The following is a 26,567-nucleotide window of genomic DNA, read 5'->3' as shown; positions in this document are numbered from 1 at the left end:
CTTAGAAAGGCCACCAGTCACTCATAAAGAATGAACTCAGCCAACCGACTTTTTGGGAGTCAGCAAACGTACCGGTACCGCTATACTGAAAACGAGCGTTAGCCACTCGTGTAGAATCAATCGTATTATCTGGGTTAATGTCTTCACTGCGGATCATGCCAGTGACGCGAATAAACTCATCACCGTTATTGATCGAAATCCATTTTTCACCACGGATAACTAAATTGCCGTTGCTAAGTACTTGAATGATGTTGGCTGAAATACTGCCATCTAAACTGTTTGATTGATCGGCATCTGATTCTCGCTTAGTATTCATGCTGTCGTTATAACCAAGATCGAGCGGGATACCACTTATAGACACATTTTTGCCACCAGCATAAATAGGCTCGACGGTTAAGTCAGTGCCTTTTTTGATTTGGTTATAGGCACTTTTTTTCGCCTGGGTTGATTCTTTTAAGGTCACAGTGATGATGTCACCGACCCGATGCGCACGAATATCGGAATACAAGCTTGATGCCTGGCTATCAAGATAAATAGATCCCGTTGGCACCACTTGCGTTGGTACAGTATCTGGGTATACCGGCGCATAAAATGGATCATCAGCAATCGGTTTCTTGGGCGTAGAACTGCACCCAGCCAATAACAATACTGACGCTAACGCAATGTATTTAATCATGTTAGCTCCTTAGAGATTCTGATTAATATAAGACAGCATCTGATCAACCGCCGAGATAACTTTGGAGTTCATCTCGTAAATACGTTGACCTTGAATAAGGTTAACCAATTCTTCTGTCACATTAACGTTAGAGGTTTCCAATGCGCCTTGGCGGATAGAACCTAAACCGTCTTGTGATGCAGTACCTTGAATAGGCGTGCCACTGGCACCTGTTTCGGTGTATAAGTTTTGCCCTAATGGATCTAAACCAGCAGGGTTAATAAAATCTGTCATGGTTAACTGGCCAATAATCTGACTGGCAGCTGTACCTGGGGTTTGCACTGACACTTCACCCGAGGCCGACACCGTAATACTGGTGGAGTTTTCTGGAATAGTGATAGGCGGTTGAACCACATAACCAGAACCTGGTGTGACGATTTGGCCGGTATCATCTAAGCTAAACTGGCCGTTACGGGTGTAGGCTGCTGTACCATCTGGCATTTGCACCTCAAAAAAGCCCGAACCTTCAATCATTAAATCTAATGAGTTATCTGTAGTCAGCATGTTGCCTTGGGTAAACATTTTTTGCGTGGCAACCACTTTAGTACCGGCACCAATGTTTAAACCATTAGGTAACTTGCTATTGTCTGAGCTAATGCCACCAGCTTGGTTAACCGTTTGATAAAGAAGGTCTTCAAATACTGCACGACTTTTCTTAAATCCAACGGTACTGGCGTTAGCCACGTTATTTGAAATAACCGCAATATTGGTTTGTTGGGCGTCGACACCGGTTTTACTTATCCATAACGCTGGATGCATAATAATTACTCCTAACTAATTCTCATCAAGGAAGTGGACGCTCGATCAATCTCTTCAGCGTTCTTCATCATTTTGACTTGCATTTCGTATTGACGTTGAATATCAATCATGGCGACCATTTCATGCACAGAATTAACATTACTGCCTTCGACCGCACCACTTTCAACTTGAACGCCTGGGTCGTTTGGCGCATTGCCACCGGCAATAAGACGAAATAAACCATCTTCACCGCGCATAAGGTTTTCGTTACCAGGATTAACTAACTTAATCCTTCCGACCTCTTCTATTACCTCTGCGGTTGCCCCTTGAGGGCGTACAGAAATAATACCGTTGGCCGAAATCTCTATTTTTTCAACTGGAATGGGTAACACAATGGGACCTGAAGCGCCCATAACGGGACGATCACGGCTATTTAATAACAAGCCGGTACTGTCAATTTTTAGACTACCAGCGCGGGTATATGCCTCGGAACCATCAGCCGCCTGCACAGCAAGCCAGCCATCTCCTTTAACCGCAATATCAAGATCGCGACCAGTAGTTTTAATGGGGCCGCCATTAAAGTTACTGCCTGGGCTTTCCATCATCGAAAATACCCGTGTAGGCAAACCTTCACCAAATGCCTGCATTGAACGGGCTTGGACCATGTCAGCTTTAAATCCATCAGTATTCGCGTTAGCAAGATTGTTCGCACTCACTGCTAGGGCATTCATCCCTTGCTTTGCGCCGCTCATGGCAATATAAAGAAATTTGTCCATTTTTTGCTCCGTCAAACTTTCTGCAAAAACACTATATACACAGAATAAGCAAGCATCATGCCAACGATTTTTAAGTGAGAGGATTGAGATGTAACTGTATGAATCAGTTAATCAATAAAATTAATGGGTAGCGCATGAGTGTCAAAAAAGCTTCTATCGACGCGAGGGGTGTAATAAGGGGGACAAGTAACGAGGTGGAAAAGGCAAGGTGTTGCCGTAAACGGCAACACCTATATATAGCCTAAGGATCATTTAGCGGATCTGTAATATCGTTTGGTTCAAGGTATTGTTAACCTCAAGCGTACGTGAGTTAGCTTGGAAGTTACGCTGAGCTGAGATTAAATCGACAAGCTCAGTGGTTAAATCAACGTTTGACTGTTCAAGTGCAGAAGAGCGAATACTACCAAATGTACCACTATTTGCCTCACCAGCTAATGCTGCACCTGAATCTAAACTGGCTTTCCAAGACGTATTACCCACCTGAGTAAGACCTTGCTCATTAGCAAAACGTACTAATGCCACACGCGACAACGGAACCGTTGAACCGTTACTGTAACTGGCGGTAATCAGACCATCAGACCCAATACCGACATTGGTTAATCGCCCTACGGTAATACCATCTTGAGTCAATTCAGTGACTTCAAATGGAGATGCATACTGAGTTGGATTATTAAATTTTATCGTAAGTGTTTGAGTACCATCAGCTCCAGGGCCCAATGCACCAGCACCGCCAGCACCTAATGCTTCAGTGGTAATGTTAGCAGGATCACTGCCAGTATAAGCACCTACAGAGTTAAATTTAAGCACAGCTCCTGACCAGACTCCACCTAATCCATCGGGATTAGCAGCGGATGCAGTACCCGTCGCATCAGCAGTGCCATCACCATTGGTATCTGTTGAATAAGTACCAGCGCCAGCTGTTAAATCAACGGGATCACCGTCAACAGCATAAAAAGCAACCCAATTACTTTCACCTGTAAATGAACCATTGGTCGGTTTAATGAAATAAGTGGTCATAATGTGCGACTCACCTAATGAATCATAAATTGTCACCGAGGTTGAATTATTAAACGTGTCAGAATCGTTTGGATTAAAATTAGCTGGGTCTAATGCGGTTTCACCCACATTAAGGTTCATTTGCAAACCAACATTTCCGGTTTGCACTGGGCTACCTGCAGTGTCAGGGATCTTAATCGGTTGGGTTGTGGTTAAACTCACAGAAGTCGAGTTACCATCTTCATCAACAGGGAAACCTTGTAAAAAGTTACCCGCTGAATCGACCATATAGTTGGCCGAGTCAACTTTAAATGCCCCTGCACGTGTATATGACTGATCTTGCGACCCTAACTCAGACGACGTAACGAAGAAACCACCGCCACTGATAGCCATATCCAGTGAGTTACTGGTAAATTGCAAGCTACCTTGATGAAATTGCTGTGCCACTTGAGTGGTGGTTGCTCCACCACCGACAGCGGTTTTACTGTTCGAAAAAATAGAATTTGCGTACACATCAGCAAACTCGGCTCGTGATTCTTTGAAACCAATAGTATTCACGTTTGCGATATTATTCGCGGTTGTATTTAAGTCTTTTTGCGCGGCAGCAATACCACTCAGTGCAATGTTAAATGACATAGTTCACCTCTCACAATTAATTCATTTATCAATAAAGCCAATAATTCAATACAGGCCTTACTATGTTTCAGATACTGCGAGTACGTCAGATAACTTAATTCCGCCTACTCCACGCAAATTCAAAATAGCCCCTGTCGCGGCAGTGCCCAATGACACACTTGTCACGTGTGCATAAGTTGATACCGCTAAATCTTGTGCGGTGCCATCCACTTTACCACTGGCCTTAATCGAATAATTACCCGCTTTGACGGGTTGGCCATCCTTACCTAAGCCATCCCATGTCACATCAACATTGCCGCCTTTACTGCCATCGACATCAAAGCTCTTAATCACCTGACCCGACTCATCTTCAATTTTCACCGTAATCGTTTCAATTGCAGATGGCGTACTGATCACACCTTTAATCTCAGGGCTTTCAGAAGAAATCGCCCCGGTATCAGAAGGGATAAGCACTTTTCGACCCACCAAGCCTGATGCTTGTAACGCTTGGCTAGAACTCATTACCGTATTGAGGTTAAGGATCTCATCATTCAGATTTGAAATACCGTCAACCGTCGAAAACGATGCCATTTGGGCAATCATTTGATCATTATCAACCGGTTTAAAAGGATCTTGCATAGACAACTGTTGACTGAGTAAAGCAAAAAAATCTTCTTGCTTTAACATCTGATCTTTTGATTCAGGGATAGCACTTTCTTCGGGTAAACGAATTCCGTCAAGGAAAGGGTTCCCCGTAGTAGTGCTGGTTGTATTTGTCTGTACAGAACTTTTCGTGGTAGCACTTGTATTTGATGTGCTACTGGATTGTTGCGGTAAAGACTGACTGTAAGAATTAACGAGGCTCATTGTTACCTCCTTGAATAATCATACTATTTACCCATCCTTAACGTCTGTTGCAACATAGACTTAGTTGCATCAGCCACCTGAACGTTCATTTGATAAGAGCGTGATGCAGAAATCATATCGGCCATTTCTTCCATCACATTGACATTCGGTTTATAAATAAAACCATCACCATCAGCCATCGGATGATCTGGCGAGTATTCTTTTATTAATGGTTTATCACTTTCAACAATGCCTTTGACATTAACACCCGGCGAACTATTTTGCTGGCTATTAGCTTTAAGCATTTCAGCCTCAAAAATGGGATGACGTGCTCGATAAGTTTTATCAACACTGCTTGATACAGAATCCGCATTGGCAATATTACTGGCAGTGGTATTCAAACGCACTGACTGCGCAGACATACCTGATCCAGACACATTGAAAACATTAAATAAACTCATGATTAATCACCTCGCAAAGCTTTACGCATGCCATTAAACTTACCTTCAAGGAAGCCTAATGACATTTGATATTCGAGCGCATTTTGCATAAATGCTGATTGTTCTTTCTGCGTATCAACAGTATTACCGTCACCTGTATCGGCTTGATTTGGAACACGATATTGGACATGTTGTTGACTTAACGCTGTTAAATCGAAATGTTTTTCTGTGGTTTGACTCATGCTCAAACCCTTCTGATGTGAGCTTGCTGCTTGCATAGCAGAAGCAAAATTAACATCTCGAGCTTTATAATGAGGAGTGTTGGCATTGGCGATGTTACTTGAAATCACTTCAGCTCTTTGAGCTCGTACGCCCAAAGAATATTGGTGAACACCTAATGCATTATCGAAATTAATCGCCATAAAATTGCCTCCATCAGCTAACTGATAGATATAAAGCAAAGGTTATGCCAACAATTTTATAATGGGAGAATAAAATAAAAAAACTAACATGCCGACGACCGTCGGCACGAGGTGAATCTAATCAACTGTTTTAGCTAGGTTTTTTTCTGGTAATAGATACCGGGATTACAGCGAACCATATTAAACTCTTCGGTTAACCCCGCAAGAGATTCTGACGCACCTAAGAATAAGATACCTTTAGGATTAAGTGCGGCAGCAAATTGCCGCAAAATGGTAGCCTTTGCCTCTGGCGCAAAATAAATCAATACATTACGGCAAAAAATGATATCGAACTTGCCTAATAAGCTATAACTTTCAAGTAGATTGTGTGCTCTGAAGTTCACTAAACGTTTTACGTTATCTTTCACTTTCATATTGCCAGACGGTAAAGCATCAAAAAACTGACGTTTACGCTCTTCAGACAAACCACGAGCCAGAGCTAAACCATCATATTCAGCATTCTTACAACGCTCTAACATAGAAGGTGATAAATCTGTTGCCTGAATTGTCACGCTCCCAGGCAAAGCACCGGGTTTACGCTGTTGATATTCCAACACTGTCATCGCTAAAGAGTAAGGTTCTTGCCCAGATGAGCAAGCAGCAGACCATATTTTTAATGGTCGGCCCAACTTGCTGTATTCAGGCAACAAAGAATTACTAAGTAACTCAAATGGATAACGGTCTCGAAACCATAAGGTTTCGTTAGTAGTCATCGCATCTATCACTTCAGCGCGTAATTGACGCTCTATCGGTTTCATCGACTTTTTAACCACCTCAGATAGAGAAGGCAAATTATGCTTTCCCATCAGAGGCGCTAAGCGGCTACGAACTAAATACTGTTTGTTCTCACCTAACACAATACCGCTATGCTGCTCTAAAAACAGCCTAAATTGATTGTACTCTGCTTCAGCAAGTGATTTATCTGTCACATTATCTTCCTAATATGTTTGCCGATGAGCCGACCGAACGTTCAATATTATTCAATTCTAAACAATTATAAACTCAAATGTTTGTTAACCGCTGCGGCTAATTCATCGGGGTTAAACTTAGCAATAAAATCGTTAGCCCCAACTTTTTGTACCATCGCTTGGTTAAACACACCACTTAACGATGTGTGCAGTACGACTTTTATATTCTTTAACTTTGGATTATCACGAATTTCTGCTGTTAGAGTGTAGCCATCCATTTCAGGCATTTCAATATCAGAAATAATCAACGGAATTTCCACTGATACATCATCCATTTCTTTGGCAATATTTTTCAACATCTCTAACGCTTCTCTACCATCTTTGGCAGTATCGATTTGCAGATTTAAAGACTCTAACGAACGAATAATCTGTTTACGTGCCACTGCAGAATCATCAATAACCATAATATGATAATGCTGTTCTCTATCAATCGTTAAAGTTTCGTTGAGTTCTTGACTGATCGAAGTCTTAACCGGTGAAATTTCATCAAGAATTTTTTCAACATCCAAAATCTCAACCAACTCGCCTTCTATCTCTGTCACTGCGGTTAAATATGAAGAACGACCAGAACCTTGTGGAGGCGGCATAATTGCCTCCCAATTCATGTTGATAATACGTTCAACAGAACTCACTAAAAAGCCTTGAATGCTTCGGTTGTATTCGGAAATGATAATAAAGCAATTTTCAGTTGATGTCAGTGGACGACCACCCGTTGCAGCACTTAAATCGATAACAGAAATCGTTGCGCCACGAATATGAGCAACACCTTTAACATAACGATTTAATTTCGGTAAGGTTGTCAGTGGTGGGCATTGTAAAACCTCTTTCACTTTAAACACGTTAATCCCAAACCGTTGGCGGCCGTTAAGCCTAAATAATAGTAACTCGAGTCTGTTTTGCCCGACAAGCTGAGTACGTTTATTGACTGAATCTAAAATGCTCGACATAACACGACCTTGTAGTTAACTGTCACCCAAAAGGATAAAAATTGTTCATTAAAATTATAGTAAACCCAGGTTCAACACAATACGTTAGCTGATTACGTCTAGCTCATTTATCGCTAAAGACCTACCAACCTTGAGTGTAAACCATCAACAACCCAGCGAATACTTATCTATTCATTAAATTAAAAAAGTGGGCATACAACTTGCTTTAATTTGTATTGATTAACTCACACACGGTGAGCTGACACTTTTTTGACGGCGACATAATGAAATTATTATGTCATCGGTGCATATTTTTTAGCTTATTGTGTATGCAGAGATGGCTCGCATATTTTCCGTTTTTAAAAGTATAGGTGTATTCTGGCAAAACAAGCTAGTATCTTCATTATGAAAGTATTTTTTTTATGTTTATTATGTTCAATAACATTTTTTTTGCCAGCATTTGCCAGCGAAGAGATAATAACACCCTCACTATCGACCATTTATGACTTAGCTAAAGAGACGATAGAAAAAAAAATCGAAGCAGACTCAAAAGCTAAGGTCGAAATTACCCCACAAAACCTTGAAGGTCGTGTCAATCCTCCGCGGTGCTATCCACCGATAACGGCTGAGCTTGCCAGTGAACGAGCGATTAGTCGCAATAATATGGTAAAACTGAGCTGTGATAGTCCAGACTATGACTACCCATGGCAAATGTATCTCTCAGTTCGAGTTGAAATTCAATACCCCGTTGTCGCGGCAAACCAGATACTGTCACCAGACCAAATTATTGACCAACAACATTTACACATTATGTATATTGATCAATATAGTCTAAAAGGCCAATTTTTTTCAGATATCAACTCATTAATTGGTTCAAGAGTAAAACGTCGGGTTGCGAAAGACTCACCAGTCTTAAGTAATAACCTGTGTTTTGTTTGCAAAGGAGACACGATTTCTATTTATGCTAAAACAGCTAATATTGAAATTAAAACCCTTGGTGAAGCTTTACGGGACGGTAATCTCAATGACGTTATCAGAGTAAAAAATAGTAATACGAGCAAACAATTTGATGCTGTTGTAATTGGCATTGGCGAAGTTGAAGTAAGAATGTAAAATAGAGTTAAAGTTTTTTCCTGGACTGCCGATAGCCTGTTTGGAAAACCTGATAATTACGCTGGAGCCTCCCATGGCAATTGACATTAAGCATAACACTGCTACTAATACACAACTGCGCACTGCACGTGAAACGCAGTCTAATACCAAATCTGATACTGCAGCTGTGGCGCAAAAAACAGCGACTCCAGTTAAAACTGATTCGGTTAGCATTACCTCTCAAGCTCAACAGCTTCAGGGCGCGCAAACTAAAATGGCATCATTGCCTGAAGTAGACCAAAAAAAGGTCGCTGAAATTAAACTCGCAATCTCTGAAGGACGATATAAAGTCGACCCAGAAAAACTTGCGGCTAATATTGCTAGTTTTGAAGCAGAGCTAGGCAGTCTATCATTTGACAAAGAGTAACCGTTAAACGTTACTCTTTAATTTGCTTTAACAACACTAGAATAATAGGTGCGCATTTGCATCATAGAGAAGTGTTAGTTAAAAAAACAAGAGTAACTTATGACACAAGTAAACGTACAATCCTCAGGACAATCCAACGATCCGCAAAACAAGCAATTACTTACAGAACTGCATACTTTGCTTGATACGCAAAATCAGACGTTAGTTCAACTAAAACAGCTGATTTCAGCAGAGAAAGCTGCGTTAGAAAAGCAAGACGCCGATCAATTATTGGCACTTTCCAAAGATAAAACCCAGTGTTTATTCAATATGAAAACCACTGACGAAAAACTGGCTAATCATCCACACCACACGCTGATCAACACAGATGTTGAACTGGCACAAAAAGTTGCTCAAGCAAAATCGATACTCGCTGAGTGCAAAGACATCAATAGCCAAAATGCCAGTTTAATTGAGCTCAATATCGCCAGCCTCAATAGATTCGCACAAGCATTACAAGCTAGCCGCAACGCTTCAAGCTTGACCTACAATGACAAAGGCAAAACGTCGACCATTTCAACGCTAGGGAATGACTTTTCAGCCTAGCGTTAAAATCTTGGTAGCAAGCCATACGAGCGATGACATGCGATAACAAGCCAAGTGCCACCGTGAGCGCAGTGTTCACTTGTTATCGTTTCTTCCTAGCAGGAGATTTATTGAGCGAGCATGGCCTCACGTAAACTTTGTTGCGCAGGATGTTCACCTAACCAAATCTTAAGTAATGCCTGACGAAATGCTTCACCAGCAATATCCCCCTGAGCCTTGCCATTTTTAATGCTGCTGACGCCCTTGCCTTTTTGAGTCACAAAAGTGAATCGATCACCTTCAACAATCTCGTCAGCAAACAACTGGGTAAAATGTTCAATATCTTTGGCGATAGAATGAGTGTCACCGTCGGTAGCAGCATCAAAACCGTCAATAATTGCATCACGCATTTTATCTGAGGTAATCATTCCAGAGGTAATGGATAACTGTATAACCGCAATCGGCTGCGCCAGCACATCATCTAAGGTTTGCACTTTTGTCGGTAAATACAAACTGCCCACATATAAGTCGATAAAAAACTTGCTGCGCACTCCTGCGCCATTCAGTATTAATGCTTGTTCAGCAACCGTCATTTGCTCTACCACATCAATATCGCCAATCACTTTAGCGTGCGCGAATGACGGCAGCATCAACACTAAACTCATACCCATTAAAGCTAATAACTTCATATAAACTCTCTAAAAAACGCCACAAAAATAACCACAGAAAGAATAAAAAGTGGTTTTATGCCTGGCAATATATGCCGCAACCAAATCACATACTAAAACTCAGCGATTAACCGTTAATAGCTTATTTGCCGAGTATTGCACTTCGAGGTTGCATTAGGGGTTAACCACGAACACCTAACTTAAATTGGCCATTCTGATTAAACATCAACGCTTGCTTGTGCTTAGGTGAAATTAAAATTGGACCATCATCAAAAAACAAGAAGCACTTCCAATTACGCACAAAGACATCCCAACGCGTTTCAATGATTTGGTACTTTTCATAACAAAAATACACCACCACATCATCAGGCCATTGAATATGTGTACTAACAGCTTCAGGCATCGCGTTGTCCAGTGAGTCCCACGCCGATTGCCAATGTTCTGTTGCCATCCAAGCGTCTTGCTTTATTGGCCAATCGCCTTTCTCAAATAATTCCGCCCGACTGCTCTTATTGCTTATCCACTTATCCCACACTTCCATGGCACTTTTATCGGTCAGTGGTTTAATCAAGGCCTTATCATCATCTGATACAGGCAAATCTTTATGGTTAAAAATCCACTTACGCTTATAAAGATCAAACGGAATATATGAATGTGACAAACAACTGCCCCTAGCAATAGAAAATGAAACACAATTATAGCGCTAAACCCGATCAGACTGCGATAGTGATAAACACAAATGATGAGATGATTTGTTAAAAAGATTAATGCTGTAGTTAAAAATATTGATACGAGTAAATATCTTAATTCTGGTAAGGGACAATGAAATAAATCAGATGATGAGAAAAGACAGAGAATGAGCATAGGAGTAGTTTATATGGTCTCCCCACAGGGACTCGAACCCCGATCGGCCGCTTAGGAGGCGGCTGCTCTATCCTGTTGAGCTATAGAGAGACCCAGTGATTATACTGAGTTTATAATCGAATTAAACCTTTTAAATTTAATTGCTTAATTAACAACCAACTAGTTCTTAATCGCAATGTCATTCACTTGAATATTATAAGCACTGTCGATACCGTCAAAGATTGCCGTTGAACTGTCTTCGGTCACTTGTTCGATAACCACATTCGCCCGACTTTTAGTCGCGATAGCGCGCATAGAGTTGAATCTGTCGGGGATGTTTTTCTGTAGGACGATTTGGAACTTATCACCCATTTTAACGCCATTTTTACGGCCTAAATTGATGATAATGCGATCACCATCTCTTGCCACAATTTGGCCTAGTAATGGTCGGCAATTGAGTTGCTTATCTAACGACATAACGCTTTGTTGTAAAATATCACTGATCGCCTGGCCATAAGATGATCGCCAAAAGCGTTGATTCGCTGGTGACACTATTTCTTGTCGTTCAAATTCCCAAGGCGCTGATGTCGCGAATGATTCCGACCAGACAACTTCACCGCTAATGCCATGATAAAGAGTTAATTTAAGGATAAATTGCCTCAGTGGATCATCTTCTACAAAGCCCAAATAACTGCTTTGTACTGGTTCAGTTGAAATATCAATAATTTCGGGCTGCAGCAAATATTGGCTGTCGGTAAGTTCACCTAACCAACTGGGTATGCGGTTACCTCTAAAATTGACCAATTGATTGGTATTATCAATTTTCTCATCTGCATGTAGCCTGGCAAAACTGTATCGCGATTGCGCGTTAATCGCTTTGCCTAATTGTTCGGTAATGCGCTCTTCAAAGTGGGCTAATTGACCATAGCGTAATTGTTCGCGTTCTTGTAAATAAGCTTGAGGCAGCATAATCGCAGCTTTGAGTGATTGGCTTTTACATTGGGCATCGGACTCTTGTTCGCTAAGCTCAAGCTGTAAAATGACAGTAATAGTATGCTCGCTGATCATTTCACTCATTAATTCAACATTATTGGCCGAGCCCATACGCTGCATTTGAAAAGTATCTTGAGTAAGCCGTCCTTGATTAATTTGTTGTTCGCTAGAAAAGTTAACTCCCGCTTTTAAACTGGCATAATTTAATGCTTGGCTGATAGCGTCTTCGCGAGCTTTATCAATATCGCCATTAACAATTTTGGCTTTGCCAGTCACTTCAATTTGTTCAGCAAATGCAGACATTGTCACTAGCAAGCCACTTGCACATAATATGGCTATGACAGCAAGATGACTAAAGGGATTAGCTCGGTTAGTAGGGCTGTGTCGGATCAGCATACGATGTCCTAATGTCAAAAAAACGTCTATTTGGCCTAATAAAATGAATTAAGCTTACTCTATATTTTACAAAGCAAAAATTGTGCCTATAACCGCTTTAATAGTTTTTTTTAGATGTAGGGTAATTATAGTAAAGCTTCTAACGCATTTGCCGATATAAAGGAACGAATATTAAAGAGTAAAAAATTGACCTTAGTTACCGATAAATAAGGCGATAAAATGACTCATTTATACCAAGACTTGCGGCATTTTTGTAAGAGGAATTATTATGATTAATAGGCTTGTTGTCCCCACGGTCATACTGGCGTCATTGACGTTAGCTGCATGCACCCAAACGCCTAATGCTGCCAATAATCTTGCCTTTAGTAATAACGGTAAATTTGTCAAAGTGGTCGATGAAGATCAGGTTTATCAGCACAAGCTAGCTTATGATATACAAGCTGTTGGAATATCGCCTAAGGGCCAGGTCAATGTGTGGGCAGAAAAGTTAGTCAACGAATTAGTATTGCAAAATGATGCCCTTCGCCCTGATGAACCACTGCTCATTTCTACGCCGGTAATGGCCAGCAATTTAAATACATCCAATGAGTTAGGCCTTCAATTACAGCAAGGATTGCTTGCTGCATTCCATGCCCATGAGTTTAATTTGGTTGATTTAAACGTCGCAACCAATTTACGCGCAACAGAGCAAGGTGAATTTATGTTGAGCCGAAACTGGGAGCTGTTGCGTTCCGATTTACCGGTAGCGCACGTTTTGGTATCAACCATGACCTTAACACCTGAAGGAATAGTCTTTAACGGCCGAATAGTGAATGTGACCAATAATAGAGTGGTTTCTGCGGTGCAATCATTTGTGGCGGCGTCGAGCTTATCGGGTTATTTACAACCGTCTGAAATGATTGAATCGCGTAATGGTTTACTGTATCGCCACGAAAATAAGGGCGACAGTCGTTATACCGTATTAGGAGATAAGCTATGAAGTCGTTAATGTTAATTGTGCTGGTACTGTTAACTGGCTGTGTAAGCAAGGATAAATATGTCCAGTGGGAAACCGAAGCTCCAGCCTCGTTCCCTACCCTAACCGCAATTGGTTATGCACCCTTAGCGACTCAGCCAAGCAAAGAACCATCGCATCGTATTTTAATGGCAATGCAAGCATCAAAAATTGCTGCATATCGTGAGTTAGCAGAGCAAGTGTATGGCCAAAAGATTACCGCAAACAGCGACGTGAGTGAGTGGTTATTAACTGACGACAACGTTAAGTCTAGCGTGAGTGGCATTATTCGCGGGGCTAAAGTGGTAAAAACCTACCCAGCAGGTGAGTTTTATGTCACTGAGTTAGCACTTGATTTTAAACAAGTATGGCAGTTATACGAACAACAAAATCGCCCTAAGCGGGTAAAAGAAGTGACTTACTTCTAGGGCCGATTCACATTAGCAGTTCAGACGATTTTATTAGATAAATGCTCAGTTGCTAGATTAACTTTTACAACAATGCCGCTGATATCAGCGGCATTTTTTATTGTATGGTTTACCACTAATCGTTAAAAGTTCAGTTTAAACACTAAACCGAATGCGGCTTGGTTTTCCATGTCTTCAGTGACATCGGGATAACTTAACTGCATTTCACCGCCAAAATAGTAACCAGCATAAGCGTTAAGGCTAACGTTAGTCGTTGCTTGCCAACCTGCGCGAGCAAAGCCTACCCATTCTTCAACTTCAATGGTTTTGTCATCGTCAGCAATTAAAAAACGCTCTGTTCGCATTGAGCTGCCCACGCCAAAATCCCAGTCACGATTATATTGATAACTTAACTCTAATCCTGCAGGGCCACTAAAACCAGCTTGGAACGGGTTAGCAAGTACCCACTTGTCGCTTATCTGCCAACGCACGGCTAAATAAGGCAAGGTGCGCACTTCTGAAATATCATTTAAATATGCCACACCGAAACCAAGCATATTACCCGAATCAAAGCGGTACATCCCCGAGGCGACGACACCATAACTTTGTGCATTTGAAGATGATGCCGTATCAGCATAGGCATACTGTAATTTGGGTGCGATGAGAAACATCCAATGATTATCTAAGCGATACGATAGTGATAAACCAGCACTGTACTGATGGATGGTTGACCAAGGTTGAGTATTGCTGTGTAACAGGCTGTTTTGGTTAATATCCCAGTCATAATCGAGATTATCGTAGCCTAAGTTTGCCCCTATAGACCACTGACGATTAAGTGGCATGTTTGCCGAAAAACTGGTTTTCCATGTATCTCGTTGTAACTGATTAGGGTTAGCACTCTCTGCGCCTACATTAGCGGTGCCCGTTGATGTACGAGCAACAGTGAGTGAAAACGGTGAACGTTCTGGTGCCGCTAAAGCATGCTGACTTAACAGCAGACCCGATACGCACAATAATGACCGTACAGATAAATTCAGTGACTTATTCTGTGCCGGAGAAGAAATTACCTTAGTGTTGTAAAGCGTCATACTAATCTGCTTCCCTTCAAATAATGAAATAAACTGAATATTACTTTGGCTTAATTGCTCAAGTAATACTGCTATATGGCCAATTAAGTTCAACTTGAGGTTGAGTTTATTTTACGCCCACTTTATGTGCTCGTAAAAACATGTCGGCGGTATCTTGCAGGTATTGTTGTCTGGTGACGATTAAATCTTCTATTTCTAAGCCTAACTCTAGGCGTAATTTTAGCTCACCAAACAACATTAAACACAATCTAACCGCACTTTCATGAGGGTTTTCAAAAAAGTATTCGTTGTGTTCATTGACTTTTGTTAGGTAGTTTCGAACCAATCCTAGTACATGCTTAGGGCCTGCATTATAAAACAATCTAGACACTTCTGGGTGAGTATCGGCTTGAGCAACACAGGTTTTAAACACTGTCATGGCTTCTTTGCTAACAATCATTTCGCCAAACTGCTGTGCAAATAACAAAATAACCTGTTGTGGTTGGCTGGCATCAATTAAGGCATCGTCAGTGAGTTGATGCACAACACATTTCGATTCAATCGCAGACACAAATAAATCGTCTTTAGAACCAAAATGGGAGTAAACAGTTTGTTTTGATACACCGGCATGCTTGGCCACTTCATCCATACTGGTATTAGGGAAACCATGATGACAAAAAAGATCAATCGCAGACTCGAGCACCTGAGCACGCTTTTGTTCACTGCGGCTGATGTGGATCTGCCCGCTGGGATTAAGGGCTGTGTGTTGTTTTGTCATATTGGTTCCATAAATTAGCTCATTAAGCAAATCAAGCCTCTGCATTGCTGATCAGCATTTAGCCTAATAGTAACCAAAAATAGACTGGACAGTCTAGTTTTATAAAATTAGACTATCGAGTCTAGTTAACATTAAAGTTACATTTTACGTTGTGCTGAAAACCTATGAGCTTATTGCCTTTCATGCCAACGGCGAAAAATAAATCAACATTGACACTATTAATTGCTTTGCAAGGAATAAACTTATGAACGCGTCAAAGACATTCACTGCCATCATTCGATACTGGGCGCTAAGTTTAAGCTTAATCGTTTTAAGCGGTTGTGGCTCTGAGGTAAAAGAACACTCGCATACAATTGACTATCAAGCGGTGTTATCACAAAGCTTAGTGTTAAATGACCATTACCAGCATATGCAAACCTATACAGGGACAATTCGCTCAGCCAATACCACAGGTATTGGCTTTGAGCTTGCGGGTAAGCTCAACAATATCTCAGTCGACAGTGGCGATACTGTGACTAAAGGTCAAACATTAGCCCTACTTGATATCGAGTTATTAACGGCCGAACAACAGCAACTGCAAGCCAGTTTATTACAAACCCAAGCGGACATCGATTTAGCCAAAAGCACCTTAGTTCGCACTCAAAAACTAAAACAACAAAATTATGTGTCTGAACAGCAGCTTGATGAAACCCAGCAACAAGTCATTAGCTTACAAGCGAATCAAAAGCGCATAGAAGCCAGCTTAAGTGCCACCCATTTAAAAATTGAAAAATCGACATTGTTAGCTCCATTCAATGGCACTATCAGTCAGCGGTTTCATAATGTCGGCGAAGTGATTGCGCTAGGCAGTCCGGTTTTTACCTTAGTGGGTAACAGTGAGCCTTTAGCTTATATTGGGGTACCAATTGATATTGCACAGCAGTTAGCCGCCGAGCAGATGGTAGATGTCCGTGTAGGTAAACAAACCTTTACCGCTAAAATTGCCGGTATTAGTGCCGAGGTCAATACCATTAGTCGCACGGTGCAGTTGCGTATTCATTTGCCCGACTCAGCCAGAGTAATCAATGGCGAAATAGCTTATTTGGCTTATCAACAAGATGTGCCTGCATCTGGTTACTGGGTGCCGATGTCGGCATTAACCGATGGCGTACGCGGGTTATGGAACGTGTTTGCCTTAGTTAAAGCTGAGCAAGGTTTTTATACCATTGAACGTCGCGATGTTGAAATTATCTATACCAATGAACAACAAGCGTATATTCAAGGTGCCATAAAACCAACCGATATCATTGTCTCTCAAGGCTTGCATAAGTTAGTAGTTAATCAAAAAGTCACCCTAGCTCAAGCTGAGAAAACGGGGGCATTATGATTAAAGCATTTTTAGAAAATGGCCGCCTAACCAGTTTATTTATTGCATTATTAATTGTTGCTGGCTTAGGAGCAATTTCAAGCTTACCGCGTACGGAAGACCCACATATTACGAACCGATTTTCATCGGTTATTACTCAATACCCAGGGGCATCAGCAGAACGCGTTGAAGCACTCGTGACCGAAGTGCTCGAAAATCAACTTCGCCGTTTAGAAGAGTTGAAGCTAGTCCAGTCAACTTCTCGACCGGGTATTTCGGTGATCCAGTTAGAATTAAAAGATACCGTTACCGATACCGCTCCAGTATGGTCACGGGCACGAGATCTTATTGCCGACAGTAAATCACTGTTACCCGTTGCAGCACAAAACAGTGTATTAGATGATCAGCTAGGGTATGCCAATACCGCTATTTTAGGACTGGTTTGGGCCGATGACAGCCCAGTAAGAGTCGATATTCTTAATCGGTACGCCAAAGAATTACAAAGTCGCTTAAGATTACTCAGCGGCACTGACTTTGCAAAGTTGTATGGCGCACCTGAAGAAGAGATTTTAGTAGAATTAGATGGTAATAAAATCAGTCAACTGCATTTAACTCCCGCAGGTATCGCGGCAATTTTAAATAATGCCGACAGCAAAATTTCCGCCGGTGAAATTAATAACAACCAGTTTAGAGCCTTAGTTGAGGTTTCTGGTGAATTAGACTCACAAAACCGTATCCGCCAAGTGCCGTTAAAAGTAGACGATTACGGCCAAATTATTCGCTTAGGCGATGTGGCCAATATTAGCCGCCAAGCTAAAACGCCTGCATCGAGTATTGCTTTAATCGACAGTCAACAGGGCGTATTAGTCTCTGCTCGCATGCTCAATAATAACCGCGTCGATGTATGGCAACAGCACGTGAGTAACGCCATTGACGAGTTTTCAGTAAACTTGCCGGCCAATATTAAGGTGCAATGGTTATTTGACCAACAAAGCTATACCAGCGATCGCTTAGGCGACTTGGTCATTAATCTGCTGCAAGGGTTTGTGATTATTTTACTGGTATTAATGCTGACATTAGGCCTACGTAATGCAGTGATTGTAGCAATATCATTACCACTAACCGCACTGTTTACCCTCACCTGCATGAAATATACTGGACTACCGATCCATCAAATGTCGGTAACAGGGTTAGTGGTTGCGCTGGGTATTATGGTTGATAACGCAATTGTGATTGTTGATGCCATTGCGCAACGCCGTCAGCAAGGTATGAGCAAACTTGAAGCGGTATCTAAAACTCTGCACCACTTATGGCTACCACTGGCGGGTTCAACCATTACCACCATGTTAGCTTTTGCACCAATTGTGTTAATGCCAGGTGCAGCGGGTGAGTTTGTTGGTGGTATCGCAATTTCGGTGATGTTCGCATTGCTGGGGTCATATATTATTTCGCATACCATTATCGCAGGCCTTGCTGGGCGCTTTAGCAGCAGTGAAAAACCAACGGCTTGGTATCAACAAGGTATGGCATTTCCCAAAATCAGCCAAGCATATACAGCCAGCCTTTACTTTGCGTTAACACGGCCAATACTGACGGCGATTGTTATCGGTATATTACCTATTATCGGTTTTTTTGCCGCTGGCAAAATGACAGAACAATTTTTCCCTCCGTCTGACCGCGATATGTTCCAAATTGAAGTCTACTTAGCGCCGCATGTGAGCATTGAAAACACCTTAGAACAGGTAAAACTGATTGATAATAAACTGCAAAAAATTGAAGATATTGTGGCTGCGACTTGGGTTGTCGGGGGTAACACGCCCTCTTTCTATTACAATTTAACTCAACGACAGCAAGGGGCAACTAACTATGCCCAAGCAATGATTAAAGTAACCGATTTTGCGGCGGCTAATCGATTGATTTTACAATTGCAGAAAGAGTTTGATGTGGAGTTTCCACAAGCCCAAATCTTGGTTCGAAAACTGGAACAAGGCCCTCCTTTTAACGCTCCGGTAGAGTTGCGTATATACGGCCCCAATCTGGATACATTGAAAGCACTGGGTGAACAAGTGCGCGGGATTTTAGTTGCAACACCCGATGTGATCCATACTCGCGCAACACTAAGTTCTGGCGCGCCAAAAGTGTGGTTACAAGTCAATGAAGATGCCAGCTTAATGAGCGGCCTGAGCCTTAGCGATATTGCCAATCAAATTCAAATGGCGACTACCGGTATAATTGGTGGCAGCATTTTAGAGCAAACAGAATCACTGCCCATTCGTGTTCGTTTAGGCGACAACAGTCGCGAACAAGCCACACGTTTAGCCGAGATAAATCTGGTATCGCCTTCGGGTTCAGGTATACCGCTAGCGGCATTATCTTATAACGAAATCAATGTAAGTCGCGGCGCAATCCCCCGCAGAAATGGCGAACGAGTCAATACTATTGAAGCTTATATCACCAGTGGAGTACTGCCTGCACAAGTATTAAACGAGGTTAAGGATACCATTGCTAATTTGTCTATTCCGGCGGGATATCATCTTGAAATTGGCGGCGAAAGTGCAAAACGTAATGAGGCTGTGGGTAATTTATTGTCAAATGTAGTGTTAGTTGTCACCTTATTATTGGCCACTGTAGTGCTGTCATTTAACTCCTTTAGATTAACGGCAATCATTTTACTGAGTGCATTTCAATCGGCGGGTTTAGGTTTATTATCCGTGTATGTATTTGGCTATCCGTTTGGGTTTACCGTTATTATCGGCTTATTGGGATTAATGGGCTTAGCCATTAATGCTGCGATTGTTATTTTGGCTGAGTTAGAAGATATACCCGAGGCGCGCCATGGTAATGTTGAGTTAATCATCAGTACTGTGAGCAGTTGTGGTCGTCATATCGGCTCCACCACCATCACGACTATAGGCGGCTTTTTACCGCTAATTATTGCAGGTGGTGGCTTTTGGCCGCCATTTGCCATAGCCATTGCTGGCGGTACGCTTTTGGCGACCATGTTGTCACTGATTTGGGTGCCTGTAATGTATACCTTGTTGATGAAACCTAAGGTCAACCTTATCAAGAAGCCAATTTCAATTTAATGTTCAATACAAAATAAAGATTTGCCCTAAACTGGCAGTAAAAATCCGGTTTAGGGCAGTAAGCACAAAACTCAAACATAAATTAAACGGTTTTCTCTAACAAGAACCAATTGGTGTCGTCTTGGGGGAAATTAATGTCTCTGTGGTAAACAAAGCCATAATCAACCAAGGTTAAATCTGAATACTTGTCGAGCATTTCACCGGCCCAACACACTTTCTTGTCCAGCCTTTAAGCCACATGACTTCACTAACCTGTACCGTGCAATTAGGTATAAATCGACAATTTGGTCAAATAAACAAGATAATAATTCAAGTCAACTTAATATATTATGATTAGCCCTACCCTCTTAATACTTGCTGGTAGTGGCCTGAGCAAAAAGGCAGGCGCTAATTTAGACATTGTTAACATAAGCGTTATTGATTAACCTAAAAAAACAGTCTAAATTTAAAATTCCTAGTCGTATTATGCGATAAATGTACCCATAGAACATGAATCTTCATTTGTTTCACACTTTTGGCTTCATACCAGACAATCTTTACATTTACGCGGTATATTAAATTGAGCGAACCATATCTATTTAGATTAATCATCACAATAATTATGAGAAAGAGCATATGAACTATAAAAACTGGCCTATTTCAAAACAAATAGGCTCTCTTGTCGTGTTGTCATCCGTTATTATTTTCACCGCTATGTCTTGTTTTTCATATCTAACCGCTTCCACTGTATTACATGATAAAGCGATCAAAGCTATACAATCACAAATGGACAGTAATACTCATTTACTTGAACTGGAATACGACAGTATGTTGTCTTCGGCGAAACGCAGCTCCGATATTCTTCGTACTTTATATCCAGGACAATTCTCGATAGAAAATAAATCCGTTGACGTGTTAGGCGTTAAGACTCCGGTTCTTTTACATGATAATGAACAAGTTAATAATGAAAATAATAATGTAGACCGCTTTTCGCAACTAACTGGCGGCGTAGCGACTATATTTGCTCGTGATAATGATGATTTTGTTCGAGTGTCAACATCACTGAAAAAAACGGATGGTAACCGTGCGCTAGGGACTTATCTGGGGGTTAATCACCCAGGCTATAAGCAATTAATTAGTGGTCAAAAATACGAAGGCTATGCCAAGCTTTTTGGCAAAGATTACATGACAATTTATAGCCCAGTAAAAGACAGCAGCGGCAAAGTTAATGCTATCCTTTTTATCGGTTATGACATTAGCCAATCAATTCTGCAAATCCAGAATGCACTTAAAACACTCACACTCGAAGAGTCAGGATCTTATGCCATTATCCGTAATTCTGATAAACAAGTTATTTCACATCGCGATTTGAACACTGAAGCGCCTTTTACTGAATCATTGTTTAATGGTTTATCGCTTGAACAGGCACTCACAGATAAAGGCAGCTGGGTTTACACTTCATTATCGGATGAAGAGATGTATGCTTATTCAATAAAGATTGCAGGTTGGAATTGGACCATGGTTGGCTATGTGCCAACCAAAGAATTAAATAATGAAAGTTTAGCTATGCTAAAAATTAACGTGATTTTAGCATTGATAGGCATAGTTCTGATTGCTGTTTTACTGTTTATGGTGATCAATCGTGCGATGAAGCCATTAAAAAATCTACAGCAACAAATCGCTAAATTAGGTCAGGGCGATCTTTCACAAACATTCATGCAATGCTCTGAAAGCAGTGGTAATGAAGTTGACCACATCACCATCAGTGTGACCCAAATGGCTGCAAGTTTGGCGAGTTTAATTGAATCATTAAAACAGTCGGTTATTAGCTTAGAAAACCAAGCCAATCAAAGCCAACAAACATCAAAGTTAAATGGCCATGAAGCAAAAGCACTGTTAAACCAAACAGAGCAAATTGCGACGGCTATCGAAGAGATGTCTTCTTCGATTAAAGACGTCGCCCAAAATGCTAGTCAAGGAGCACAGCAAGCGCAGGAAATTGATAGTGCATCAGCTCAAGGGCATGCTCAGTTAAGCCAAGAGGTCACCGCGCTGCAATCTTTAAGTGAGCAACTCATCCAAAGTCAAAAAAATATTGAAAGTGTCAGCAGTGAGAGCCAAGCTATTAGTAAAGTAACTGAAGTGATTAATGGCATTGCAGAACAAACTAACTTGCTAGCATTAAACGCCGCTATTGAAGCTGCTAGAGCAGGAGAACAAGGTCGTGGTTTTGCCGTTGTGGCTGATGAGGTGCGCTCTCTTGCGCAAAGAACGCAGCGTTCTATTAGTGAGATTAGCTCGACGATAGCTAAATTACAGCATCAAGTAAAATTTACCGCGACACAAATGGTCGAGTGCCAGCAGTTAGGAGCATCTTCAGCAGAACAAGCTAATATCGTCAATCTCCAACTCAGTCAGATTAATCAGAGTATCGGTGAAATGGCAATATTCTCATCCAGTATAGCCAGTGCTACTAATCAACAAAGCACAGTGGCAGATGAGGTATCTCATAGCTTGCATACTATAGCGACGTTGGCACAAAATAGTGATGAACGGGCAACAAAAGCGGTCAGTGATGCAGAACAATTAACCGCACTTGCTGTCAGCATCAAGCAACAGATTGGAGTATTTAAAGTCGTGTAGTTGACTAAAATTGATAACAGGGATCAGAGCTCAGCGATTGGGTTCTGATCCAATAAAATACTCTTCAGGCCCATGATACCCGATTACCACGCGACTCAAATATCACTAATATTTAAGTACAGCACAGCGCGATTTATCTCTTCTACAAGACTCAATTATCACTATATTGAAAGCATTATTACTGTGGTGCCATCCCACTGTTATGATTGTTTTCAGTTATCGTTTTCAGTTATCTTTCTCAGCCTTCTGCATCAATCCCCTACATCGGCGTCCTACATCGATCTCCTCCCTCTAAGACATCTTGTCCTACATCGATTGGGCTCTATCTTTATAGACATCAACATAACGTAAAGTGACTTTATACTTGCTCGATCAGGTTAGCTATAGGCTGAATGAATAACCAAGATAAGTTGGTAATTCGACTACTATCAAGCCTGTTTAGAAGTGTGCTTTATTACCTACCAAACAAAAGCCAATAAAAAACCGCCTTGTTACCAAGACGGTTTTTCAATTACAGATGTCGCGATTAGTTGTCGCTGTTACGATCCATATTTTCAGTATTCTCAAGCCATAACGCGTTGATAATACCGAATGAACACGCTAACAATACACCAAGAATCCAAGCAAAATACCACATAAATGTTGCTCCTTAATTTAATAAAGTGAGTTTTTATTGTTTTCAATAAACTCACGATTTAAGCGGCCAAACATCTTGTAATAAGTCCAAATGGTATAACTTAGGACAGTCGGTACGAAGATGATAGCGGCAACGGTCATTACTTTAAGTGACATTTGGCTAGCAGTAGCATCCCACATAGTTAAGCTCACATTAGGCTCTAATGATGAAGGCATAACAAATGGGAACATAGCAGCACCACACGTTAAAATCACCCCCGCAACAGCAAGCGAGCTGAAAAAGAATGCAAAACCACTACGATTCAAACGACTGGCTAATACCACTAGTACTGGCATTAACAAACCTAATACAGGAAATAGCATAGTCAAAGGATATTTATCGTAGTTTATCAACCAACCACCGGCTTCAACCGCTACCGTTTTAGTGGTTGGATTTGATGCTCCAGCGACGTCAAGAGCTGAAGTGATCACATAACCATCAATACCATTGACCAACCAAAAGCCTGCTGCACCAAACAGAACCACTAATAGACTGCCACAAATTTGTGATGTCTTAGCACTGCGCACACGAAGCTCGCCGTCCGTCTTCATTTGTAACCATGTAGACCCTTGCATTATCACCATAGTGACACTCACAAGACCGGCTAATAACCCAAACGGATTTAATAAACCGAATAGACCGCCATGGTAGGTAGCACGTAAATATTCATCAAAGTTAAACGGTACACCTTGGAGTAAGTTACCAAATGCAACACCAATGATTAACGGTGGTACGAAACTGCCGACAAATAATGCCTTGTCCCATGTTTTTCGCCATTTTGGATCTTCAATTTTAGAGCGGTAATCAAAGCCAACAGGACGCAAAAAGAGTGCGAACAACACCAGCATCATTGCCACATAAAAACCAGAAAACGCCACTGCGTAAACCATAGGCCAAGCTGCAAATAATGCACCACCAGCAGTAACTAACCAAACTTGGTTACCATCCCAGTGCGGAGCAACTGTGTTGATCATGATACGGCGATCGGTATCGTCTTTACCTATAATAGGTAACAATATCCCCACGCCCATATCAAAGCCATCTGTCACGGTGAAACCAATTAATAATACACCGATTAACGCCCACCAAATAAATCTTAATACTTCGTAATCAAACATAATCAGGTCCTCAGATTAAGCATCTTGGGTTTCGAAATGGTAACGGCCGGTCTTTAAGCTACTAGGGCCAAGACGAGCAAACTTGAACATTAAGAAAGCCTCTATCACCAGTAAAATGGTATAGAACACCGTAATCGAAATAATACTAAACCAAAGATCAGCCGTGGTTAAACTAGACGCCGACATAAAGGTCGGAAGCACTTCAGAAATAGTCCAAGGTTGGCGACCAAACTCTGACACAAACCAACCAGCTTCAATGGCAATCCAAGGAAGTGGCAAGCTATAAAGTGCTGCACGCAGTACCCATTTCTTCTCAGCGATTTGATGACGAGTGCTTTGCCAGAAAGCGGCTGCAAACACAAACAACATAATCACCCCTGCTGCCACCATAATCCGGAAACTCCAAAACATTGGTGCGACAGTTGGAATAGAATCATAAGAGGCCGCTTTAATTTGCTCTTCGGTAGCATCAACCACTTTGTCGGTATAACGCTTAAGCAAGAAACCATAACCTAAATCGATTTTAGTCGCTTCAAATTGCTCTCTAACCTCAGCTGATTTATCACCAGCGCGAAGTTTTTCAAGCAATGCGTAGGCAACCATACCGTTACGAATTCGTACTTCGTGATCTTTAATAAGATCCTTAATACCCGTCACTTCTTCGTCTAATGAACGCGTTGCAATAATCCCCATAGCGTATGGGATTTTAATCGCATAGTCGGTTTCCATGGTTTCTTGATTAGGGAAACCAATTGCAGTAAAGGCTGCTGGAGCTGGCTCAGTGTGCCACTCAGCTTCAATAGCTGCTAACTTAACACGTTGAACTTCGCCGATTTTATAACCCGACTCATCGCCTAATACGATAACCGATAAAATCGCTGCCATACCAAAGCTTGCTGCAACAGCAAATGAGCGACGAGCAAACGGTAAGTCACGCCCTTTTAATATGTAGTATGAGCTAATAGCTAACACAAACATCGAACCAGCAACATAACCAGAGGCTACAGTATGAACAAACTTAACTTGCGCGACAGGGTTAAACACTACGGCGCCAAAATCAACCATCTCCATGCGCATGGTTTCATAGTTAAATACTGAACCTACTGGATTTTGCATCCAACCATTGGCAATCAAAATCCATAAGGCTGACATATTAGAGCCGATGGCAACAAGCCATGTGACCACTAAATGCTGACGTTTACTAAAACGATCCCAACCGAAAAAGAACATCCCGACTAACGTTGACTCGAGGAAGAAAGCCATTAAGCCTTCAATGGCCAGAGGCGCACCAAAAATGTCACCTACATAGTGAGAATAGTAGGACCAGTTAGTACCAAACTGGAATTCCATTGCTAAACCCGTAGAAACACCTAGAGCAAAGTTAATCCCAAACAACTTACCCCAAAATTTTGTCATGTCTTTATAGATTTGCTTATTCGTCATCACATACAGTGATTCCATAATCGCAAGGATGAAAGCTAAACCTAGGGTGAGTGGAACAAATAGAAAATGATACATGGCTGTCAACGCAAATTGAAAACGCGATAGCTCAACGACCTCTTCGATAATCATTGGCGGCTCCTTACTTCAGTACAACCAAATACTACACAGTAACACGGGGTTACTATAATGATGATGTTATACCTGAAAACGGTCATATTGAAGCAGTGGATAACTCACCAATGAGTAAAAATGATAAATTAATCTGTTTGCCTGTGTTTTCAAGTGCAATCTTAAACGCCTTGTATCTTACGGTATAAATACCTAGAAGATCATATTTTTTAGTCAAAAATGTGATAAACATTAGATTTTTCGAATGGATAATATTTTGATATAAAAAATCAGGCCTTTACAGTGAAAATCACTCTTAAATGATCTCCACTTGTTGTCAGATGGATCACAATTTATCAAAAAAATGGTCATATTTTCTGTAAAACTTTTTGAACATCTCTCGCATCCCCTCTTGAGGTATTGACAAAAACAAGCCAATTGCTAGGAAGATAAATCGAT

25 protein-coding genes and 1 tRNA gene are annotated in these 26,567 nt (G+C 41.3%); 8 read left to right on the top strand and 18 right to left on the bottom strand.

Annotated features, from left to right (window positions below; genetic code table 11):
* Position 1: 1 nt before the first annotated feature.
* From flgH to ACED29_RS04760, 9 genes are all read right to left on the bottom strand, one after another.
* The gene (flgH, locus tag ACED29_RS04800; RefSeq protein ID WP_182698003.1) at positions 2 to 676 is read right to left on the bottom strand and encodes a flagellar basal body L-ring protein FlgH; all 675 of its coding nucleotides are present in this window, start codon (positions 674 to 676) and stop codon (positions 2 to 4) included.
* Positions 677 to 685: 9 nt separating this feature from the next.
* Positions 686 to 1,474: a flagellar basal-body rod protein FlgG gene (gene flgG, locus ACED29_RS04795; RefSeq protein WP_124016911.1), complete on the bottom strand. Its 789-nt coding sequence runs from the start codon at positions 1,472 to 1,474 to the stop codon at positions 686 to 688.
* Positions 1,475 to 1,485: 11 nt separating this feature from the next.
* Positions 1,486 to 2,229 carry a flagellar basal-body rod protein FlgF gene (flgF, locus tag ACED29_RS04790; RefSeq protein ID WP_124016910.1) on the bottom strand — a complete coding sequence of 248 codons (744 nt, stop codon included), beginning with the start codon at positions 2,227 to 2,229 and terminating at the stop codon, positions 1,486 to 1,488.
* 252 nt (positions 2,230 to 2,481) lie between these two features.
* Positions 2,482 to 3,861 carry a flagellar hook protein FlgE gene (gene flgE, locus ACED29_RS04785; RefSeq protein WP_371697162.1) on the bottom strand — a complete coding sequence of 460 codons (1,380 nt, stop codon included), beginning with the start codon at positions 3,859 to 3,861 and terminating at the stop codon, positions 2,482 to 2,484.
* A gap of 60 nt (positions 3,862 to 3,921) precedes the next feature.
* Positions 3,922 to 4,707: a flagellar hook assembly protein FlgD gene (gene flgD / locus ACED29_RS04780; RefSeq protein WP_371697161.1), complete on the bottom strand. Its 786-nt coding sequence runs from the start codon at positions 4,705 to 4,707 to the stop codon at positions 3,922 to 3,924.
* 23 nt (positions 4,708 to 4,730) lie between these two features.
* Positions 4,731 to 5,147, bottom strand: coding sequence for a flagellar basal body rod protein FlgC (flgC, locus tag ACED29_RS04775; RefSeq protein ID WP_371697160.1), 417 nt, complete (start codon positions 5,145 to 5,147; stop codon positions 4,731 to 4,733).
* A 2-nt stretch (positions 5,148 to 5,149) separates the two neighbouring features.
* Positions 5,150 to 5,548, bottom strand: coding sequence for a flagellar basal body rod protein FlgB (gene flgB / locus ACED29_RS04770; protein ID WP_124016906.1), 399 nt, complete (start codon positions 5,546 to 5,548; stop codon positions 5,150 to 5,152).
* Between the two features lie 134 nt (positions 5,549 to 5,682).
* Complete coding sequence (locus tag ACED29_RS04765; RefSeq protein ID WP_371697159.1) at positions 5,683 to 6,516, bottom strand: protein-glutamate O-methyltransferase CheR; 834 nt, start codon at positions 6,514 to 6,516, stop codon at positions 5,683 to 5,685.
* 65 nt (positions 6,517 to 6,581) lie between these two features.
* The gene (locus ACED29_RS04760) at positions 6,582 to 7,502 is read right to left on the bottom strand and encodes a chemotaxis protein CheV (RefSeq protein ID WP_124016904.1); all 921 of its coding nucleotides are present in this window, start codon (positions 7,500 to 7,502) and stop codon (positions 6,582 to 6,584) included.
* Between the two features lie 384 nt (positions 7,503 to 7,886).
* Here ACED29_RS04760 and flgA point away from each other — a divergent pair, with 384 nt between their 5' ends.
* The 3 genes from flgA (at position 7,887) to ACED29_RS04745 (ending at position 9,585) form a co-directional block, all read left to right on the top strand.
* On the top strand, positions 7,887 to 8,594 hold the full coding sequence (flgA, locus tag ACED29_RS04755) for a flagellar basal body P-ring formation chaperone FlgA (protein ID WP_124016903.1): 708 nt from the start codon (positions 7,887 to 7,889) through the stop codon (positions 8,592 to 8,594).
* A 73-nt stretch (positions 8,595 to 8,667) separates the two neighbouring features.
* Complete coding sequence (gene flgM / locus ACED29_RS04750; RefSeq protein WP_182697998.1) at positions 8,668 to 9,000, top strand: flagellar biosynthesis anti-sigma factor FlgM; 333 nt, start codon at positions 8,668 to 8,670, stop codon at positions 8,998 to 9,000.
* Between the two features lie 99 nt (positions 9,001 to 9,099).
* Positions 9,100 to 9,585, top strand: a complete 486-nt coding sequence (locus ACED29_RS04745; protein ID WP_371697158.1) for a flagella synthesis protein FlgN — start codon at positions 9,100 to 9,102, stop codon at positions 9,583 to 9,585.
* Between the two features lie 107 nt (positions 9,586 to 9,692).
* Here the strand turns inward: ACED29_RS04745 and ACED29_RS04740 are convergent, their stop codons facing one another.
* From ACED29_RS04740 to ACED29_RS04725, 4 genes are all read right to left on the bottom strand, one after another.
* On the bottom strand, positions 9,693 to 10,253 hold the full coding sequence (locus ACED29_RS04740) for a chalcone isomerase family protein (protein ID WP_371697157.1): 561 nt from the start codon (positions 10,251 to 10,253) through the stop codon (positions 9,693 to 9,695).
* A gap of 160 nt (positions 10,254 to 10,413) precedes the next feature.
* On the bottom strand, positions 10,414 to 10,893 hold the full coding sequence (locus ACED29_RS04735; RefSeq protein ID WP_371697156.1) for a DUF2947 domain-containing protein: 480 nt from the start codon (positions 10,891 to 10,893) through the stop codon (positions 10,414 to 10,416).
* 217 nt (positions 10,894 to 11,110) lie between these two features.
* Positions 11,111 to 11,186, bottom strand: a tRNA-Arg gene (locus tag ACED29_RS04730).
* Positions 11,187 to 11,255: 69 nt separating this feature from the next.
* Positions 11,256 to 12,464 (bottom strand): flagellar assembly protein FlgT, encoded by a 1,209-nt coding sequence (locus tag ACED29_RS04725; RefSeq protein WP_235781922.1) that lies wholly within the window; start codon positions 12,462 to 12,464, stop codon positions 11,256 to 11,258.
* A 268-nt stretch (positions 12,465 to 12,732) separates the two neighbouring features.
* Between ACED29_RS04725 and ACED29_RS04720 the strand changes: the two genes are divergently transcribed.
* On the top strand, positions 12,733 to 13,443 hold the full coding sequence (locus tag ACED29_RS04720) for a FlgO family outer membrane protein (RefSeq protein ID WP_371697155.1): 711 nt from the start codon (positions 12,733 to 12,735) through the stop codon (positions 13,441 to 13,443).
* Positions 13,440 to 13,886, top strand: coding sequence for an LPP20 family lipoprotein (locus ACED29_RS04715; RefSeq protein ID WP_182697980.1), 447 nt, complete (start codon positions 13,440 to 13,442; stop codon positions 13,884 to 13,886). Before ACED29_RS04720 ends, ACED29_RS04715 begins: the two co-directional genes overlap by 4 nt.
* 122 nt (positions 13,887 to 14,008) lie before the next feature.
* Here the strand turns inward: ACED29_RS04715 and ACED29_RS04710 are convergent, their stop codons facing one another.
* Positions 14,009 to 14,953 (bottom strand): DUF6268 family outer membrane beta-barrel protein, encoded by a 945-nt coding sequence (locus tag ACED29_RS04710; protein ID WP_182757331.1) that lies wholly within the window; start codon positions 14,951 to 14,953, stop codon positions 14,009 to 14,011.
* A gap of 106 nt (positions 14,954 to 15,059) precedes the next feature.
* Entirely contained in the window at positions 15,060 to 15,710 is a 651-nt protein-coding gene (locus ACED29_RS04705) for a TetR/AcrR family transcriptional regulator (RefSeq protein ID WP_182757330.1), read from the bottom strand.
* Positions 15,711 to 15,954: 244 nt separating this feature from the next.
* Between ACED29_RS04705 and ACED29_RS04700 the strand changes: the two genes are divergently transcribed.
* From ACED29_RS04700 to ACED29_RS04690, 3 genes are all read left to right on the top strand, one after another.
* A complete protein-coding gene (locus ACED29_RS04700) occupies positions 15,955 to 17,076 on the top strand; it encodes an efflux RND transporter periplasmic adaptor subunit (RefSeq protein ID WP_182721991.1) in 1,122 nt (373 codons plus the stop codon).
* Positions 17,073 to 20,141: an efflux RND transporter permease subunit gene (locus tag ACED29_RS04695; protein ID WP_371697154.1), complete on the top strand. Its 3,069-nt coding sequence runs from the start codon at positions 17,073 to 17,075 to the stop codon at positions 20,139 to 20,141. Before ACED29_RS04700 ends, ACED29_RS04695 begins: the two co-directional genes overlap by 4 nt.
* Positions 20,142 to 20,756: 615 nt before the next feature.
* The gene (locus tag ACED29_RS04690) at positions 20,757 to 22,763 is read left to right on the top strand and encodes a methyl-accepting chemotaxis protein (RefSeq protein ID WP_182721993.1); all 2,007 of its coding nucleotides are present in this window, start codon (positions 20,757 to 20,759) and stop codon (positions 22,761 to 22,763) included.
* Positions 22,764 to 23,289: 526 nt separating this feature from the next.
* On the opposite strand, the gene cydX is transcribed toward ACED29_RS04690, so the two are convergent.
* Genes cydX through ACED29_RS04675 form a run of 3 tightly spaced genes read right to left on the bottom strand, consistent with a single transcriptional unit; the run spans position 23,290 to position 26,129 of the window.
* Positions 23,290 to 23,400, bottom strand: coding sequence for a cytochrome bd-I oxidase subunit CydX (cydX, locus tag ACED29_RS04685; protein WP_124016873.1), 111 nt, complete (start codon positions 23,398 to 23,400; stop codon positions 23,290 to 23,292).
* A 17-nt stretch (positions 23,401 to 23,417) separates the two neighbouring features.
* Positions 23,418 to 24,557, bottom strand: coding sequence for a cytochrome d ubiquinol oxidase subunit II (gene cydB / locus ACED29_RS04680; protein ID WP_371697153.1), 1,140 nt, complete (start codon positions 24,555 to 24,557; stop codon positions 23,418 to 23,420).
* A gap of 15 nt (positions 24,558 to 24,572) precedes the next feature.
* Positions 24,573 to 26,129 (bottom strand): cytochrome ubiquinol oxidase subunit I, encoded by a 1,557-nt coding sequence (locus tag ACED29_RS04675; protein ID WP_371697152.1) that lies wholly within the window; start codon positions 26,127 to 26,129, stop codon positions 24,573 to 24,575.
* Positions 26,130 to 26,567 lie beyond the last annotated feature (438 nt).

The sequence above is a fragment of the Shewanella sp. 5S214 genome (assembly GCF_041439795.1).
GTDB classification, from domain to species: Bacteria; Pseudomonadota; Gammaproteobacteria; order Enterobacterales; family Shewanellaceae; genus Shewanella; species Shewanella vesiculosa.
Note: the sequence above shows the minus strand (reverse complement) of the source record. Positions and strands in the feature narration are given on the sequence as shown.

Coding starts and splice junctions, on each gene's coding strand:
- ACED29_RS04745 (WP_371697158.1), top strand. CDS start 9,100: ATGACACAAGTAAACGTACAATCCTCAGGACAATCCAACGATCCGCAA.
- ACED29_RS04690 (WP_182721993.1), top strand. CDS start 20,757: ATGAACTATAAAAACTGGCCTATTTCAAAACAAATAGGCTCTCTTGTC.
- flgE (WP_371697162.1), bottom strand. CDS start 3,861: ATGTCATTTAACATTGCACTGAGTGGTATTGCTGCCGCGCAAAAAGAC.
- flgB (WP_124016906.1), bottom strand. CDS start 5,548: ATGGCGATTAATTTCGATAATGCATTAGGTGTTCACCAATATTCTTTG.
- flgG (WP_124016911.1), bottom strand. CDS start 1,474: ATGCATCCAGCGTTATGGATAAGTAAAACCGGTGTCGACGCCCAACAA.
- flgD (WP_371697161.1), bottom strand. CDS start 4,707: ATGAGCCTCGTTAATTCTTACAGTCAGTCTTTACCGCAACAATCCAGT.
- flgC (WP_371697160.1), bottom strand. CDS start 5,147: ATGAGTTTATTTAATGTTTTCAATGTGTCTGGATCAGGTATGTCTGCG.
- ACED29_RS04740 (WP_371697157.1), bottom strand. CDS start 10,253: ATGAAGTTATTAGCTTTAATGGGTATGAGTTTAGTGTTGATGCTGCCG.
- ACED29_RS04695 (WP_371697154.1), top strand. CDS start 17,073: ATGATTAAAGCATTTTTAGAAAATGGCCGCCTAACCAGTTTATTTATT.
- ACED29_RS04715 (WP_182697980.1), top strand. CDS start 13,440: ATGAAGTCGTTAATGTTAATTGTGCTGGTACTGTTAACTGGCTGTGTA.
- flgA (WP_124016903.1), top strand. CDS start 7,887: ATGAAAGTATTTTTTTTATGTTTATTATGTTCAATAACATTTTTTTTG.
- flgM (WP_182697998.1), top strand. CDS start 8,668: ATGGCAATTGACATTAAGCATAACACTGCTACTAATACACAACTGCGC.
- ACED29_RS04700 (WP_182721991.1), top strand. CDS start 15,955: ATGAACGCGTCAAAGACATTCACTGCCATCATTCGATACTGGGCGCTA.
- flgH (WP_182698003.1), bottom strand. CDS start 676: ATGATTAAATACATTGCGTTAGCGTCAGTATTGTTATTGGCTGGGTGC.
- cydB (WP_371697153.1), bottom strand. CDS start 24,557: ATGTTTGATTACGAAGTATTAAGATTTATTTGGTGGGCGTTAATCGGT.
- cydX (WP_124016873.1), bottom strand. CDS start 23,400: ATGTGGTATTTTGCTTGGATTCTTGGTGTATTGTTAGCGTGTTCATTC.
- ACED29_RS04760 (WP_124016904.1), bottom strand. CDS start 7,502: ATGTCGAGCATTTTAGATTCAGTCAATAAACGTACTCAGCTTGTCGGG.
- ACED29_RS04705 (WP_182757330.1), bottom strand. CDS start 15,710: ATGACAAAACAACACACAGCCCTTAATCCCAGCGGGCAGATCCACATC.
- flgF (WP_124016910.1), bottom strand. CDS start 2,229: ATGGACAAATTTCTTTATATTGCCATGAGCGGCGCAAAGCAAGGGATG.
- ACED29_RS04725 (WP_235781922.1), bottom strand. CDS start 12,464: ATGCTGATCCGACACAGCCCTACTAACCGAGCTAATCCCTTTAGTCAT.
- ACED29_RS04675 (WP_371697152.1), bottom strand. CDS start 26,129: ATGATTATCGAAGAGGTCGTTGAGCTATCGCGTTTTCAATTTGCGTTG.
- ACED29_RS04710 (WP_182757331.1), bottom strand. CDS start 14,953: ATGACGCTTTACAACACTAAGGTAATTTCTTCTCCGGCACAGAATAAG.
- ACED29_RS04720 (WP_371697155.1), top strand. CDS start 12,733: ATGATTAATAGGCTTGTTGTCCCCACGGTCATACTGGCGTCATTGACG.